Annotated in this window: 10 protein-coding genes and 1 tRNA gene; 4 read left to right on the forward strand and 7 right to left on the reverse strand. The window is 70.2% G+C overall.

Annotated elements, in window-relative coordinates; all coding sequences use genetic code 11:
- Positions 1 to 21 precede the first annotated feature (21 nt).
- Genes KHA85_RS07220 through glnT form a run of 3 tightly spaced genes read right to left on the reverse strand, consistent with a single transcriptional unit; the run spans position 22 to position 3,152 of the window.
- On the reverse strand, positions 22 to 771 hold the full coding sequence (locus KHA85_RS07220) for a protein glxC (RefSeq protein WP_213185293.1): 750 nt from the start codon (positions 769 to 771) through the stop codon (positions 22 to 24).
- Between the two features lie 37 nt (positions 772 to 808).
- On the reverse strand, positions 809 to 1,705 hold the full coding sequence (locus tag KHA85_RS07225; RefSeq protein WP_213185294.1) for a class II glutamine amidotransferase domain-containing protein: 897 nt from the start codon (positions 1,703 to 1,705) through the stop codon (positions 809 to 811).
- Positions 1,706 to 1,739: 34 nt separating this feature from the next.
- The gene (gene glnT, locus KHA85_RS07230; RefSeq protein ID WP_131886387.1) at positions 1,740 to 3,152 is read right to left on the reverse strand and encodes a type III glutamate--ammonia ligase; all 1,413 of its coding nucleotides are present in this window, start codon (positions 3,150 to 3,152) and stop codon (positions 1,740 to 1,742) included.
- A gap of 258 nt (positions 3,153 to 3,410) precedes the next feature.
- On the opposite strand from glnT, the gene KHA85_RS07235 reads away from it, so the two are divergent.
- Positions 3,411 to 4,760: an ammonium transporter gene (locus KHA85_RS07235; RefSeq protein WP_236885327.1), complete on the forward strand. Its 1,350-nt coding sequence runs from the start codon at positions 3,411 to 3,413 to the stop codon at positions 4,758 to 4,760.
- Positions 4,761 to 4,841: 81 nt separating this feature from the next.
- Here KHA85_RS07235 and KHA85_RS07240 read toward each other — a convergent pair whose 3' ends face one another.
- From KHA85_RS07240 to KHA85_RS07255, 4 genes are all read right to left on the reverse strand, one after another.
- Positions 4,842 to 6,314 (reverse strand): NAD-dependent succinate-semialdehyde dehydrogenase, encoded by a 1,473-nt coding sequence (locus KHA85_RS07240; RefSeq protein ID WP_213185295.1) that lies wholly within the window; start codon positions 6,312 to 6,314, stop codon positions 4,842 to 4,844.
- 216 nt (positions 6,315 to 6,530) lie between these two features.
- Complete coding sequence (gene pntB, locus KHA85_RS07245; protein ID WP_213185296.1) at positions 6,531 to 7,952, reverse strand: Re/Si-specific NAD(P)(+) transhydrogenase subunit beta; 1,422 nt, start codon at positions 7,950 to 7,952, stop codon at positions 6,531 to 6,533.
- Between the two features lie 4 nt (positions 7,953 to 7,956).
- Entirely contained in the window at positions 7,957 to 9,543 is a 1,587-nt protein-coding gene (locus KHA85_RS07250; RefSeq protein ID WP_213185302.1) for a Re/Si-specific NAD(P)(+) transhydrogenase subunit alpha, read from the reverse strand.
- 453 nt (positions 9,544 to 9,996) lie between these two features.
- A tRNA-Leu gene (locus KHA85_RS07255) sits at positions 9,997 to 10,079 on the reverse strand.
- 185 nt (positions 10,080 to 10,264) lie between these two features.
- On the opposite strand from KHA85_RS07255, the gene KHA85_RS07260 reads away from it, so the two are divergent.
- From KHA85_RS07260 to KHA85_RS07270, 3 genes are all read left to right on the forward strand, one after another.
- Complete coding sequence (locus KHA85_RS07260) at positions 10,265 to 11,143, forward strand: FHA domain-containing protein (RefSeq protein WP_438802048.1); 879 nt, start codon at positions 10,265 to 10,267, stop codon at positions 11,141 to 11,143.
- An 85-nt stretch (positions 11,144 to 11,228) separates the two neighbouring features.
- A complete protein-coding gene (locus KHA85_RS07265; RefSeq protein WP_007633178.1) occupies positions 11,229 to 11,687 on the forward strand; it encodes an FHA domain-containing protein FhaB/FipA in 459 nt (152 codons plus the stop codon).
- Positions 11,684 to 13,133 (forward strand): PP2C family protein-serine/threonine phosphatase (locus KHA85_RS07270; protein WP_308936888.1); only part of this gene is annotated, 1,450 nt, incomplete at its 3' end. The genes KHA85_RS07265 and KHA85_RS07270, both read left to right, overlap by 4 nt.

Genomic DNA, 13,133 nt, shown 5'->3' on the forward strand with positions numbered 1-13,133 from the left:
GTCGGTAGGTGCGGAGTGATGTCAGTACGCCGAGGCGTTGTCGACGTCGAAGTTGTAGAGGGTGCGCGCGGACCCGTAGCGCCGGAACTCGTCGGTGGCCACGTCGGTGACCCCGGCCCGGTCGAGGAGCTCACCGAGCTCGGCGTGGTGCTCGGGCCGCATCTCCTTCTCCACGCAGTCGGCGCCCAGCGAGGCGACGCGGCCGCGCACGTAGATGTGGACCTCGTAGAGGGAGTCACCGAGGGCGTCCCCGGCGTCGCCCAGGACCACCAGGCGCCCGGCCTGGCCCATGAAGCAGCTCATGTGGCCGATCGAGCCGCCCACCACGATGTCGACGCCCTTCATCGAGATGCCGCACCGTGCTCCGGCATCCCCGCTGATCACCAGCAGTCCGCCGTGCGCGGTCGCGCCGGCCGACTGGGAGGCCGAGCCGTTGACCCGGACCGTCCCGGACATCATGTTCTCGGCGACGCCGACCCCCACGTTCCCGTTGACGGTGACGTAGGCGCCGTCGTTCATTCCGGCGGTGTAGTAGCCGGTGGGTCCGTCGATCACCACCTCGTCCGGCTGCGCCAGGCCAACGGCGAGCGCGTGCGCCCCCCGGGGATCGGTGAGCAGGAACCGGCCGGAGCCGTCAGAGCACTGAAGGGTCCGGTTGGTCTCCCGCAGCCCGGCCTCGTGGACGTCGATCACGCGCGGCTCGGTGGACGCGGCGCGCTGGTCGGGTGCCCTGTACTCCGGGGCGAGTTCCTGCTGCGGTGTGACGGTCATCGTGTGTCCTTTCTGAGGCGCGGGGGCGGGGCGGGGTTCAGCGGTGCCAGTGGTAGACGCGACCCGGTTCGGGCTCGTAGATGTGCGCGTCGGCGATCCCCGGTAGGTGCGCCATCGCGCGGTACTCCGAGGCCATGGCCACGTACCGGTCGGTCTCGGCGATCACCGCGGGCTTGCAGGCGATCGGGTCGCGCACCACGGCGAACTCCTCGGCCGTGGACACCAGCAGGGTGTAGAAGCCGTCGAGGACGCCGGCCATCTCCTCCAGCGCCTCGTCGATGCCCGCGCCGGCCGCTATCTGCTCGGCCACGAAGCGGGCGGCGACCTCCGTGTCGTTGAGGGTGTCGCAGTGGACGCCGCGCCGGGCCATCTCGCGGCGCACCGAGGCGTGGTTGGAGAAGGAACCGTTGTGGACGATGCACTGGTCCGGGCCCACGGAGAAGGGGTGGGAGCCGGCCGGGGTGACCGCGGACTCGGTGGCCATCCGCGTGTGCCCGACGCCCTGCCACCCGGAGGCGCTCGGTAGGCCGAAGCCCGCGGCGAGGTCCATCGGCAGTCCGACGCCCTTGAGAACGGCGAGCTCGGTACCCATGCCCACCAGGACGACCTCCGGCGCGGCCGTGCGGACCGCGGTGGCCAGGGCGTCGGCGTCGGTGCGGGCGGTCAGCAGTGTGGTGGCGCCGAGTTCCCGGCCGTGGACCTCGGCGCCGAGGAGGCCGGAGACGCGGGAGGCCAGGGTCGTGGCGTCCTCGCCGTCGGTCAGCACGGTAACGGTCGCCGAGCCGGACGGGGTCCAGTCGGTGTTGCCGTAGACGGCGACGCCGGCCGAGTCCGAGCCCCGGTCGGTCATCTCGCCGAGCATGGTCGTGAGCAGGGCTCCCAACCGCGGCTCGAGGTCCGGGTCGCGCAGGTGGAGTCCGACGATTCCGCACATGGGTGTTCTCCTTCAGGGGTCGTGGGTGGGGCGCTCAGAGCGCGGTGAGGTACTCGTCGATCTCCCACTGCGTGACGGTGTTGTGCCACGCGGTGAACTCCTCGCGTTTGAGATCGGCGTAGTACTCGGCCACGCCGTCGCCGCCGATGTCGAGGGCGGCGCGGATCACGCGATCGCGGTTGAGTTCCTCGACAGCGTGGAGGAGGGTCGGCGGGAGAGTGCGGGCGGCGTCGGCGAGGGTGGCCGGCGGCCCGGGGTCGAGCTCGCGCCGAACGCCGTCCAGCCCGGCGGCCAACTGCACCGCGATCGCCAGGTACGGGTTCGCCGAGCCGTCACCACCGCGCAGCTCCACACGGTTCCCGTCCGGGACCCGTAGGTAGTGGGTTCGGTCGTTGCCGCCGTAGGTCACATCGCGCGGTGACCACGTGGCGCCAGAGGCGGTCGTCTGCGCGCCTATACGTTTGTAGGAGTTGATCGTCGGGCACAGGACCGCGTGCATCCCGGTGGAGTGCCCGAGGATGCCGGCGATGAACGAGTACGCGGTGGGCGACAGCCCCAGGCCGTATCGATCCCGGTCGCCCGCGGGGAAGACCGGGTCGCCGTCGCGCCACAGCGACATGTGCAGGTGCATCCCGGAGCCTGTGCGGTCGGAGAACGGCTTGGGCATGAAGGTGGCGATCATGTCCCGCTGCTCGGCGACCATCGAGATGATGTAGCGCAGGGTCATGACCCGGTCGGCGGTGATCATCGCCTCGTCGTAGGCGAAGTTCTGCTCGAACTGCCCGTTGCCGTCCTCGTGGTCGTTGGCGTAGTTGGCCCACCCGAGGGTGTTCATGGCGTCGGAGACCCCGGCGAGGTGCTCGTACATGCGGGTCACCCCGCGGGCGTCGTAGCAGGGGTGGGACTCGTCGTCCCTGGGGTCGGCCGTGCACAGGGAGCCGTCGGCGTTCCTCCGGACCAAGAAGTACTCGACCTCCGCGCCCACCTTGAGTTCGAGGCCGTCGGTGGCGGCGTCGGCGAGCGTCCGGCCGAGGATGACGCGCGGCGCGAAGCGCCACGGCTCGCCGTTCACCCAGGGGTCGCAGTGCACCAGGGCCAGGCCGGGTTTGATGAAGTCCAGGGAGGTGAAGGACCGGGGGTCGGGGACGACGACGAGGTCGGGGTCTCCGGGCTGTTGGCCCATCGCATCGGCGGCGAAGCCGGCGAACCCCAACTCTCCGGCCTCGAGCTGATCGACGGCGGCGGCGGGGACGAGCTTGGCGCAGGGTTTGCCGCGGAGGTTGGTGAACACGGCGAGGACGAATCGTGTCCCCGTCTCGGCCACCAGTCGTGCGAGTGGGCCGCGATCCGGGCTCGCGGCGGGGCCCGGCACCGGAACCGCCGGGTGAGGGGCGGAGTCGCTCGGACTGGCGGCGGCCCCGACGGCGGGGTCTGCGGTCACGGTCATTGGTCCTCCCAGGGCGTTTCTTCTTGGTGTCCATAACCTACTGACATGAAACGCCGAGTTGGTTTCGACGGTGTTACATCTCGTCGCCATCCCGGAGCCGCCCGACTTCCCGATCTCCCCGCTGGTCAGACGACCCATTCGGTAACCGGATGGAAACGAGCGTGACACCCGACGGTGAGGGACGCGGGATCACACTGTGAAACGTTCGTTTATCCCGACGGCCGTCCCCGGGGTGGCCCGCAGAGAAAAGAGAGACAGATGGACGTAGCCATCGCGGCGGCGGACACCGCCTGGGTGCTCGCGGCCATGGTCGCCGTGGCGCTGATGGTGCCCGGTCTGGCCCTGTTCTACGGCGGCATGGTCAGCATCCGCAGCACGCTCAACATGATGATGATGACGATCGGCGCGGTCGCCGTGATGGCGGTCCTGTGGGTCGTGGTGGGCTACTCCCTCACGTTCGGCGATTCGGTCGGCGGACTGGGACTCCTCGGCGACCCGCTCGAATATCTCGGCCTGGAGGGCATCATGGCCGAGCCGGAGACCCCCGGTCTCCCGCCCGCACTGTTCGCCGGGTTCCTGCTGCTGTTCGCCGGCATCACCGTCGCCCTCGTCGCGGGTGGTGTCGCCGACCGGATGAAGTTCTCCAGCTGGCTGGTCTTCGCGGTGGTGTGGCCGCTGCTGGTGTTCTTCCCCGTCGCGCACTGGGTGTTCGCGTTCGACTCCGATGACGGATCCGTGGTGGGCGGGTGGATCGCCAACGGCCTCGGTGCCATCGACCTGGCCGGCGGTACCGCGATCCACATCAACGCCGGCGTGGCGACTCTCGCGCTGGTGCTCGTTCTCGGGCGCCGCGCCGGGTTCCCCACCGTGAGCCGTCCCCACAGCGTGCCGCTGACCTTCCTGGGCGCGGGGCTGCTGTTCGCCGGCTGGATCGGCTTCAACGCCGGCTCGGCGGTCGCGGCCGGCAACACCGCGGGTGTGGCCGCCCTCAACACGGTGGTTGCCGCCCTGTGCGGCGCGCTGGCCTGGATGATCACCGAACAGATCCGGGCGAAGCACCCCACGACGCTGGGCGTCGCCTCGGGCCTGGTCGCCGGCATGGTCGGCATCACCCCGGCCGCGTCGTCGGTGAGCCCGCTCGGTGCCATCGCGATCGGGCTCATCTGTGGCGTGGTGTGCCACTACGCGGTGGGACTGAAGTTCCGCCTCGGCTTCGACGACTCACTCGACGTGGCCGGTCTGCATCTCGTCGCGGGCGTGATCGGCACACTGCTCATCGGCGTGCTCGCTGATCCGGCCTCGCCCGTCGGCGAGGCCGGGCTGCTGTACGGCGGCGGGTTCGGCCAACTCGGGGCCCAGGCCCTGGCCACACTCGCCGTGGTCACCTACTCGTTCGTCGTGACCCTGCTCATCGCGCTGGTCCTGCACAAGACGATGGGGCTACGCGTCACCGAGGAGGACGAGCTCGAAGGTCTCGACACGGCGTACCACCGCGAGATGGCCTACTTCCAGGACGGACTCGGCACCCGGGTCGAGCCGACCGGGTCGTCGGGGCCAGTGAACGGGTCACCGGCGCCCACGGTCCCGGCCGCGCCGGCTGGCACGTAGGGGGCACCTCGCGCGATCCGTCGCCCCGGGGGCCGCGCTGACGCTGTGATCCACGCCGGCAGCGCGGCCCCGATCGCCCGGCTAGACGTTGCGGATCGCGACCGTCCGAGTGTTGAGGTAGCACTCCATGGCCTCGGGTCCGCCCTCGGAGCCGTAACCCGATTCCTTGATCCCGCCGAAGGGCAGCTCGGCGGAGGGCATGGACGGCATGTTGACCCACAGCATCCCCACCTCGACCCGCCGGGTCAGCAGGTCCGCGTTCGCCAGCGAGCCGGTGAACGCGTAGCCGGCCAGGCCGTACGGCAGGCGGTTGGCCTCGGCGATCGCCTCGTCGAGCTGATCGAAGCCGCGGATCGCCGCCACCGGGCCGAACGGCTCGTCGTTGAAGAGCCGGGCGTCGGTCGGCACCTCGTCGAACACCGTGGGCGCCCAGTAGTTGCCCGCCTCGCCGATCCGGTGGCCGCCGGTGAGCACCTGCGCGCCGCGGTCCAGGGCGTCGGTGTGGAACTCGCCCATCGCCGCGAGCCGACGGTCGTTGGCCAGCGGACCCATGGTCGTGCCGTCCTCCAGCCCGCTGCCCACACGGATGCTCTCGGCGTGGCCGACCAGCGCGCGGGCGAACTCGTCGCGGACACCGTTCTGCACGAGGAATCGGGTCGGGGAGATACACACCTGGCCGGCGTTGCGGAACGTCATCGGCCCCATCGTCCTGAGCACGAGTTCGAGGTCGGCATCGTCGCACACGATCACCGGGGCGTGGCCACCGAGCTCCATGGAACTGCGCTTCATGTGTTGCCCGGCCAGCGCCGCCAACTGCTTGCCGACGGCGGTGGATCCGGTGAAGGTGACTTTCCGGATCACGGGGTGCGGGATGAGGTAGCCGGAGATCTCGGCGGGGTCGCCGTAGACCAGCCCCAGCACGCCGGCCGGCAGGCCGGCGTCGGCGAACGCCCGGATGAGCTCGGCAGGACTGGCCGGCGTCTCCTCCGGTGCCTTGACGATCAGTGAGCACCCCGCCGCCAGGCCGGCCGCGATCTTGCGGACCACCTGGTTGACGGGGAAGTTCCATGGCGTGAACGCCGCCACCGGGCCCACCGGGTCCTTGAGGACCATCTGGCGGATCGTGATGTCGGTGCGGTGGGGCACGAGCCGCCCGTACACGCGCAGGCCCTCGTCGGCGAACCAGTCGATGATGTCGGCGGCCGCGAGGATCTCCCCCTCGGACTCCCGGAGCGGCTTGCCCTGTTCCAGGGTCAGATGGTGCGCGATCGTCTCGACCCGGTCGCGCAGCAGCTGCGCGGCGGCGCGCATGATCGTGCTCCGCTTCGCCGGGGTGGTGTCGCGCCAGATCCGGAAGCCGCGGTCGGCGGCGGCGAGTGCACTATCGAGGTCGGCGACGGAGGCGTGGGCGACCGTGCCGATGACCTGTCCGTCGGCCGGGTTGAGCACGTCGATGGTGCGACCGTCGGCGGAGTCGATCCACTGGTCGTCGATGAACAGGCGGGTGTCGGGGTACACCGTCTCGGTGCGGTCGTCGTGGGGCGCAGAGCTCATGCCCCACTTCTACGACACTCGCCCGCCCTGCTAGGCGATTCGGCCAGGGGCCGACCCGGCCGCCCACCGGGCCACGGTCCTCTCGACCCCCCTCAACACCGAAAATCCGCTACTCCCCCTCGGAATTCGCTACTCCGACAGGGGTAGCGAATCCGGAGGGACAGTAGCGGATTCGGGGGGCGGGCCGGCCACCGTGGGTGGCCGGGCCGGCACCCGTCAGACGCCCGCGCCCTGCTGGTCCTTGACCGCGGCCAGGATGTCGCCGACGCGGTCCTTGGCGTCGCCGAACAGCATCTGGGTGTTGTCGCGGAAGAACAGCGGGTTCTGGACGCCAGCGTAACCGGCGGCCATCGACCGCTTGAACACGATGACGTTCTCGGCCTCCCAGACGTGGAGCACGGGCATACCCGCGATCGGGCTACCCGGGTCCTCGGCGGCGTCCGGGTTGACGGTGTCGTTGGCACCGATCACCAGGACGACGTCGGTGTCGGCGAAGTCATCGTTGATCTCGTCGAGCTCGAGCACGATGTCGTACGGCACCTTGGCCTCGGCCAGCAGCACGTTCATGTGCCCGGGCAGGCGGCCGGCGACGGGGTGAACGGCGAACCGCACGTCCACACCACGCTCGCGCAGCGTGCGGGTCAGGTCGGCGACCGGGTACTGCGCCTGGGCCACGGCCATGCCGTAACCGGGCGCGATGATCACCGAAGAGGCGCCGGCAAGCATCTCCGCGGCACCGGCCACGTCGATCTCGGTGTGCTCCCCGTGGTCCTTGCCCTCGCCGGAGGCGGCCTCGATGCCGAAGCCGCCCATGATGACGGAGAAGAACGAACGGTTCATGGCCTTGCACATGATGTACGACAGGTAGGCACCCGAGGAGCCGACGAGCGCACCGGTGACGATGAGCAGGTCGTTGCCCAGCAGGAAGCCGGTCGCCGCGGCGGCCCAGCCCGAGTACGAGTTGAGCATCGACACCACGACGGGCATGTCGCCGCCGCCGATGGAGGCGACCAGGTGCCAGCCCAGCGCCAGGGCCAGGACGGTGACGACGATGAGCATCCACAGGGCCGGGCTGGCCACGAACCACACCGTGAGGATGATGAACGCCACGAGGATGCCGAGGTTGATGAGGTTCTTGCCGGGCAGGACCAGCGGCGCCGACTTCATCTTGGCCGACAGCTTGAGGTAGGCCACGATCGAGCCGGTGAAGGTCACGGCGCCGATGAACACGCCGATGAACACCTCGGCGTGATGGATGCGCAGCAGCGAGCCGGTGAGCTCACCGTGCAGGTCGGGCTCGAGGTAGCCGTTCCAGCCCACCAGGACGGCGGCCAGACCGACGAACGAGTGCAGCAGCGCGATGAGCTCGGGCATCTCGGTCATCTGCACGCTGCGCGAGCGCCAGAGTCCGACGGCGGCACCGATGGCCACCGCGCCGACCATGAGGACGATGCCCAGGGTCGGGGGCTGGTGGTCGAGGACCAGGGCGATGGTCGCGATGAGCGCCAACGCCATGCCGGAGATACCGAAGGTCAGCCCCCGGCGGGCGGTCTCGTGCTTGGACAGCCCGGCCAGCGACAGGATGAACAGCAGCGCCGCGATCAGGTAGGCCGCATTGGCGGCGGAGTCGATCGACATCTTCTCAGGCTCCCTTCGAGAACATCGCGAGCATGCGACGGGTCACGGCGAAGCCGCCGAAGACGTTGATGGACGCGACCAGGATCGCCACCACGGCCAGGACCAGGCCCAGCGTGTTGTCGATACCGATCTGCAGCAGTGCGCCGACCACGATCACGCCGGAGATGGCGTTGGTGACCGACATGAGCGGGGTGTGCAGTGCGTGGTGGACGTTGCCGATGACGTAGTAGCCGATGACGATCGCCAACACGAACACGGTGATGTGCCGGGCGATGTCACCCGGCGCGGCGGCCGTGAGGAGCAGCAGCAGTGCCATGCCCACGGCGATCATGCCCAGCTTGGCGGCCGGCGAGAGCTTCTTCTTCTCCTCGGCCGGCTCCGTCGGAGCGGCGGCCGCCGGTGCCGCGGGCGCGGCGCTGACCTGCACCGGCGGCGGCGGCCACATGATCTCGCCGCCCTTGGTGACGGTCACGCCGCGCTGGACGACGTCATCCATGTCCAGCGACCACAGACCGTCCTTGTCCGGGGTGACCAGCTTGGTGAGGTTGACCAGGTTGGTGCCGTACAGCTGCGACGCCTGGGCGGGCAGACGGCCGGCCAGGTCGGTGTAGCCGATGATCGTCACGCCGTTGTCTGTCACCACGACCTCGTCGGGAACGCTGCCCTCGACGTTGCCGCCCTGGGCTGCGGCCATGTCGACGATGACCGAACCGCGCTTCATGGCCGCGATGTCCGCAGCGGTGATGAGCCGGGGCGCCTTCCGGCCCGGGATCAGCGCGGTGGTGATGATGATGTCGACCTCGGCGGCCTGATCGGTGTAGAGCTTGGCGGCAGCGCGGTCGTAGGCCTCACTCGTGGCCTTGGCGTAGCCGTCGGTGGAGACGACCTTCTCCTCGTCGGGAACCTCGACCGGCAGGTACTCGCCGCCGATCGACTTGACCTGGTCGGCGACCTCGGGCCGCGGATCGGTCGCGCGCACGATCGCGCCGAGGCTCGAGGCGGCGCCGATCGCGGCCAGCCCGGCCACACCGGCACCCGCGACGAGGACCTTCGCCGGCGGCACCTTGCCCGCCGCCGTGACCTGACCGGTGAAGAACCGGCCGAAGTGATGGGCGGCCTCGATCACGGCACGGTAGCCGGCGATGTTGGCCATGGACGACAGAACGTCCATCGACTGCGCGCGGGAGATGCGCGGAACGGCATCCATCGCCAGGGCGGTCACGCCGCGCTCGGCCAGCACCGTCAACAGGTGCTCGTTCTGCGCCGGCGCGAGCAGGCTGACCAGCGTGGCCCCGGACCGGACCCGGCCCACCTCGGACTCGGTCGGCACGGCGACCTTCATCACCACATCGGACGACCAGGCGGCATCGCCGTCGACCAATTCCGCGCCGGCCTCCGCGTACGCAGCGTCGGCGAACTCCGCGCGCGTGCCGGCGCCCCGCTCGACCACGACCCGGTAGCCCAGGCCGATCAACTTCGCGACCGTCTCAGGCGTCGCGGCCACACGGTTCTCCGCCGGGTTGGACTCGGCGACCACGCCGATCACCGAAGGGGCGTCTGCGGTTTCCCGGACATCAGTCTCCGGGGTCATATCAGGGATCTCTTCAAGGCTCGAGGCCATCGGGCATCCTTTTTGGGCGTTGTGAGCGAGCCGACGCGTACGCGTCGGCTCCGTCGTTTTCTCGTGTCGGTGTTCTACTCATTGTCCACAGGCCCCGGAACGTGTTCTACCGGGGTGCGCTCCAGTCACCGATCCGCGATCAGAGCTCACGAAGCAACTCGGGGTGGGATGGTCTCCCCGGCTTCGTCCGCCGATGAGGCGTCGTCCTCCGGGGTGGGCAAGGGTGGCGCCACGTCTCCCGAGAACTTTCGGGAGAGCCTACGGGACACGTTGCGTGCTGAACCATCTGGATTCCGCGTTTTGGTCGACCTTGTGACGGATGCCATAGGCGGTGGTCCAGCGCGCCAGCGCCAGCGGGAAATGCCCGCATATACGACAGCACCCCGGGCCGTCTGATCGACGGTCCGGGGTGCTGACCTGCTGTGGGCGAAGGGGGACTTGAACCCCCACGTCCCGAAGGACACTGGCACCTGAAGCCAGCGCGTCTGCCATTCCGCCACTCGCCCGAGTAACGCTCCAATACGTTAACACGCGCGGAACCGCTCATCCCAACCCGCTGGTAGCGGGCCTGCTGACTGTTCGTCGCGTGCTTCCGTTGGCCGTCGCCTCTATGATCGACCGGATGCCGCCGCGGGCGGCGTGACCGAACCCGCCCGGGCACCGGGTGGGATCCGACCGGATGGAGAAGGGAGTGAGCGTGGGAATCGTCGGCAAGTTCGAGCGCACCCTCCAGGGCGCCGTCGGCGACGCGTTCGCCCGCCTCTTCGGCGGTCGGGTCGTGGCGGCCGAGGTGGAGGCGCAGCTGCGCAAGCAGGCGGAGGCCTCCCTCAAGGTGGTCGACGGCCACCTGCTGGTCTCCAACAGCTACACCATCACCCTCGCGCGGTCGGACTACGAATCGTTCACCGAGGACGAGGCGCTGGCCGTGAAGACCTTCTCCCGCCACCTGTCGGATCACATCAGCGAGCAGGGCTGGGAGACCTACGGTCCGGTCACCGTGACCTTCGTGGAGCGCGACGACCTCCACACCGGACAGATGCGCATCGACGGGGTCGTGGACCCCGATGCCGTCCCGTTCCACATCTCGGCCGCCGCGCCGGCACCGCGACCGGGTCATCCCGCGCCGTCGTCGCCGTCGCGCCGCGAACCGAGTGCGAGCAAGGAGAACATCGACATGCAGGCACCCGCCTCCAATTATCCCGTCGCGGCGGAGACCGGTCCCCGCAGCTCCGGCTGGGGCGGCCCGTCCGACGCGCCCACCCAGATCACGCAGGGGCGCTCGTCCCTGGCGGTCACGCTGCACCTCGAGGACGGCTCGGGCCGCACCTTCCGCCTCCAGCGGGGCTCCAACCTGCTCGGACGGGGTCAGGACGCCGCGTTCCGACTGCCCGACACGGGCGTCTCGCGGCAGCACGCGGACATCCACTTCGACGGGCGGGAGGCGGTTCTCACCGACCTCGGCTCGACCAACGGCACCACGGTCAACGGCGGCCCGGTCCAGGACTGGCAGCTGGCCGACGGGGACGTGATCCGGGTCGGACACTCGGAGATCACCGTCCGGTTCGACTAGCCTCGACACGGATGACCCCCGGAACCACCGGGGGCGGTGACACGTTGGTAGAGGTGACCCGACCGGCGAGGGGAGGACGGCACCAGTGCAGGGACTCGTTCTGCAGCTGTCGCGCGGCCTGTTGCTGGTGCTGCTGTGGCTCTTCATCTACCTCACGCTGCGCGCGCTGAAGACCGACGTCTTCGGCAACGTCGGCATGCGCTCGGGCGGCCGCACCGAGCGCCGCGGTGGCGTGTTCGGCCGGGGCGCCAAGGCCATCCGTCACCTCGTCGTCACACAGGGCGCGCTGGCCGGCACCCGCATCACGCTGTCAGAGCAACCGGTCCTGCTGGGCCGTGCGGACTCGTGCACGTTGGTGATCGACGACGACTACGCGTCCAATCAACACGCCCGACTGTCGCCACACGGCCCCGACTGGTTCCTCGAGGATCTGGGTTCGACCAACGGCACCTATCTGGACAGGACGCGGGTGACGACCCCCGTCAAGGTGGCCGCCGGCACGCCGATCCGGATCGGCAAGACCGTGATCGAGCTGCGCGCGTGACCCCGGCGCTCGTCTACACCGCCAGGTCCCATCTGGGGATGGTGCGGGAGAACAACGAGGACTCGGCGTATGCCGGCCCGCGCCTGCTCGCACTGGCCGACGGGATGGGCGGTCACGCGGCGGGGGAGATCGCCAGCCAGTTCGTCGTGGCCGCGCTGGCCCGGCTCGACGAGGACGAGCCCGGGCAGAACCTCACCGCCGCCCTCACCCGCGCGCTCACCGTCGGCAACGAGGCGATCGCCGCCCACGTGGAGGCGCACCCGGAGACCGAGGGGATGGGCTGCACCGCCACGGCGCTGCTGTTCGACGGCCGCCGGATGGGTCTGATCCACGTCGGTGACTCGCGCGCGTACCTCCTGCGGGACGGGACGCTGAGCCAGATCACCAAGGACGACACGTTCGTGCAGTCCCTCGTCGACCGCGGGGAGCTCTCCGCCGACGAGGCGCACACCCATCCGCGCCGCTCGCTCATCCTCAAGGCGCTGACCGGCGAGCCGGTGGAGCCGACCGCCGTCATCCGCGAGGCCCGGGTCGGCGACCGGTACCTGCTGTGCTCGGACGGCCTGTCGGACCCCGTGAGCACGGAGACCATCGCCGAGACGCTCTCCACGGGCACGGTCGAGGAGGCGGCGGACCGGCTGGTGCAGCTGGCCCTGCGGTCGGGCGGGCCGGACAACATCACGGTCGTGCTGGCGGACGTCGTGGACTCGCCCCGCGACGCCCCCGTGGTGCCCGTGGTGGTGGGCGCGGCGTCCGGCGACGAGCCTGGACAGATCGACCCGGCCGCCGATCCGTACTCGGACACCGCGGCCGGGAAGGCCGCCGCGTTCTCCCGCGCCCAGGTCGCGTCGCGCGCCGGGGAGGTCGTGTCCGGTGCGGGACGCGGAGCCGCCGGGGCGGGGCCGAAGGGCGACGACGACGAGGGCGATCCCGCTCCGCCGCGTGGCAGCAGATGGCGTTTCGCGTTGAGCGTCGTCGGGGTCCTCGCGGTGCTGGCCGGGATCGTCGGCGTGTCGGCGCTGCTCGTCCGCAGCAACTACTTCGTCACCGAGGAGGACAACCAGGTCGTGGTGAAGAGGGGCATCTCCGGGGAGGTCTTCGGCATCTCGTTGGCCTCGGTCAGCCAGGTCGCCTGCCTGGCCACCGACGGTGACCTGACGATGCACTCCCCCGACGCCATCCCCGCCAGGTGCGATGTGTTCACGCTGGGCGATCTGCGCGAACACATCGCACCTAGCGGGGCTGGCGTCGGGGGAGGGCATCGTCAGGGCACCGCCGCGCGCCAGGCCGGCGACCTGGCTTACCGCAGCCCACGCGACGCCGAAGCCCCCCCCCGGGCGGCCCCTCCGCACCACGACCTGGTTGTCCTCCTCGCGGACGAAGTAGTTGCGGCGGACGAGCAGCCCCGGCCCGCCGACAATCCCGGCCCGCACCCCGAGAACCCCC

It is taken from the genome of Dietzia massiliensis (assembly GCF_018390595.1).
In the GTDB taxonomy this organism is placed as follows: Bacteria; Actinomycetota; Actinomycetes; order Mycobacteriales; family Mycobacteriaceae; genus Dietzia; species Dietzia massiliensis.

Excerpts from the sequence above, each read along its gene's own strand:
- KHA85_RS07220 (WP_213185293.1), bottom strand. The coding sequence starts at position 771 with ATGACCGTCACACCGCAGCAGGAACTCGCCCCGGAGTACAGGGCACCC.
- KHA85_RS07225 (WP_213185294.1), bottom strand. The coding sequence starts at position 1,705 with ATGTGCGGAATCGTCGGACTCCACCTGCGCGACCCGGACCTCGAGCCG.
- glnT (WP_131886387.1), bottom strand. The coding sequence starts at position 3,152 with ATGACCGTGACCGCAGACCCCGCCGTCGGGGCCGCCGCCAGTCCGAGC.
- KHA85_RS07235 (WP_236885327.1), top strand. The coding sequence starts at position 3,411 with ATGGACGTAGCCATCGCGGCGGCGGACACCGCCTGGGTGCTCGCGGCC.
- KHA85_RS07240 (WP_213185295.1), bottom strand. The coding sequence starts at position 6,314 with ATGAGCTCTGCGCCCCACGACGACCGCACCGAGACGGTGTACCCCGAC.
- pntB (WP_213185296.1), bottom strand. The coding sequence starts at position 7,952 with ATGTCGATCGACTCCGCCGCCAATGCGGCCTACCTGATCGCGGCGCTG.
- KHA85_RS07250 (WP_213185302.1), bottom strand. The coding sequence starts at position 9,543 with ATGACCCCGGAGACTGATGTCCGGGAAACCGCAGACGCCCCTTCGGTG.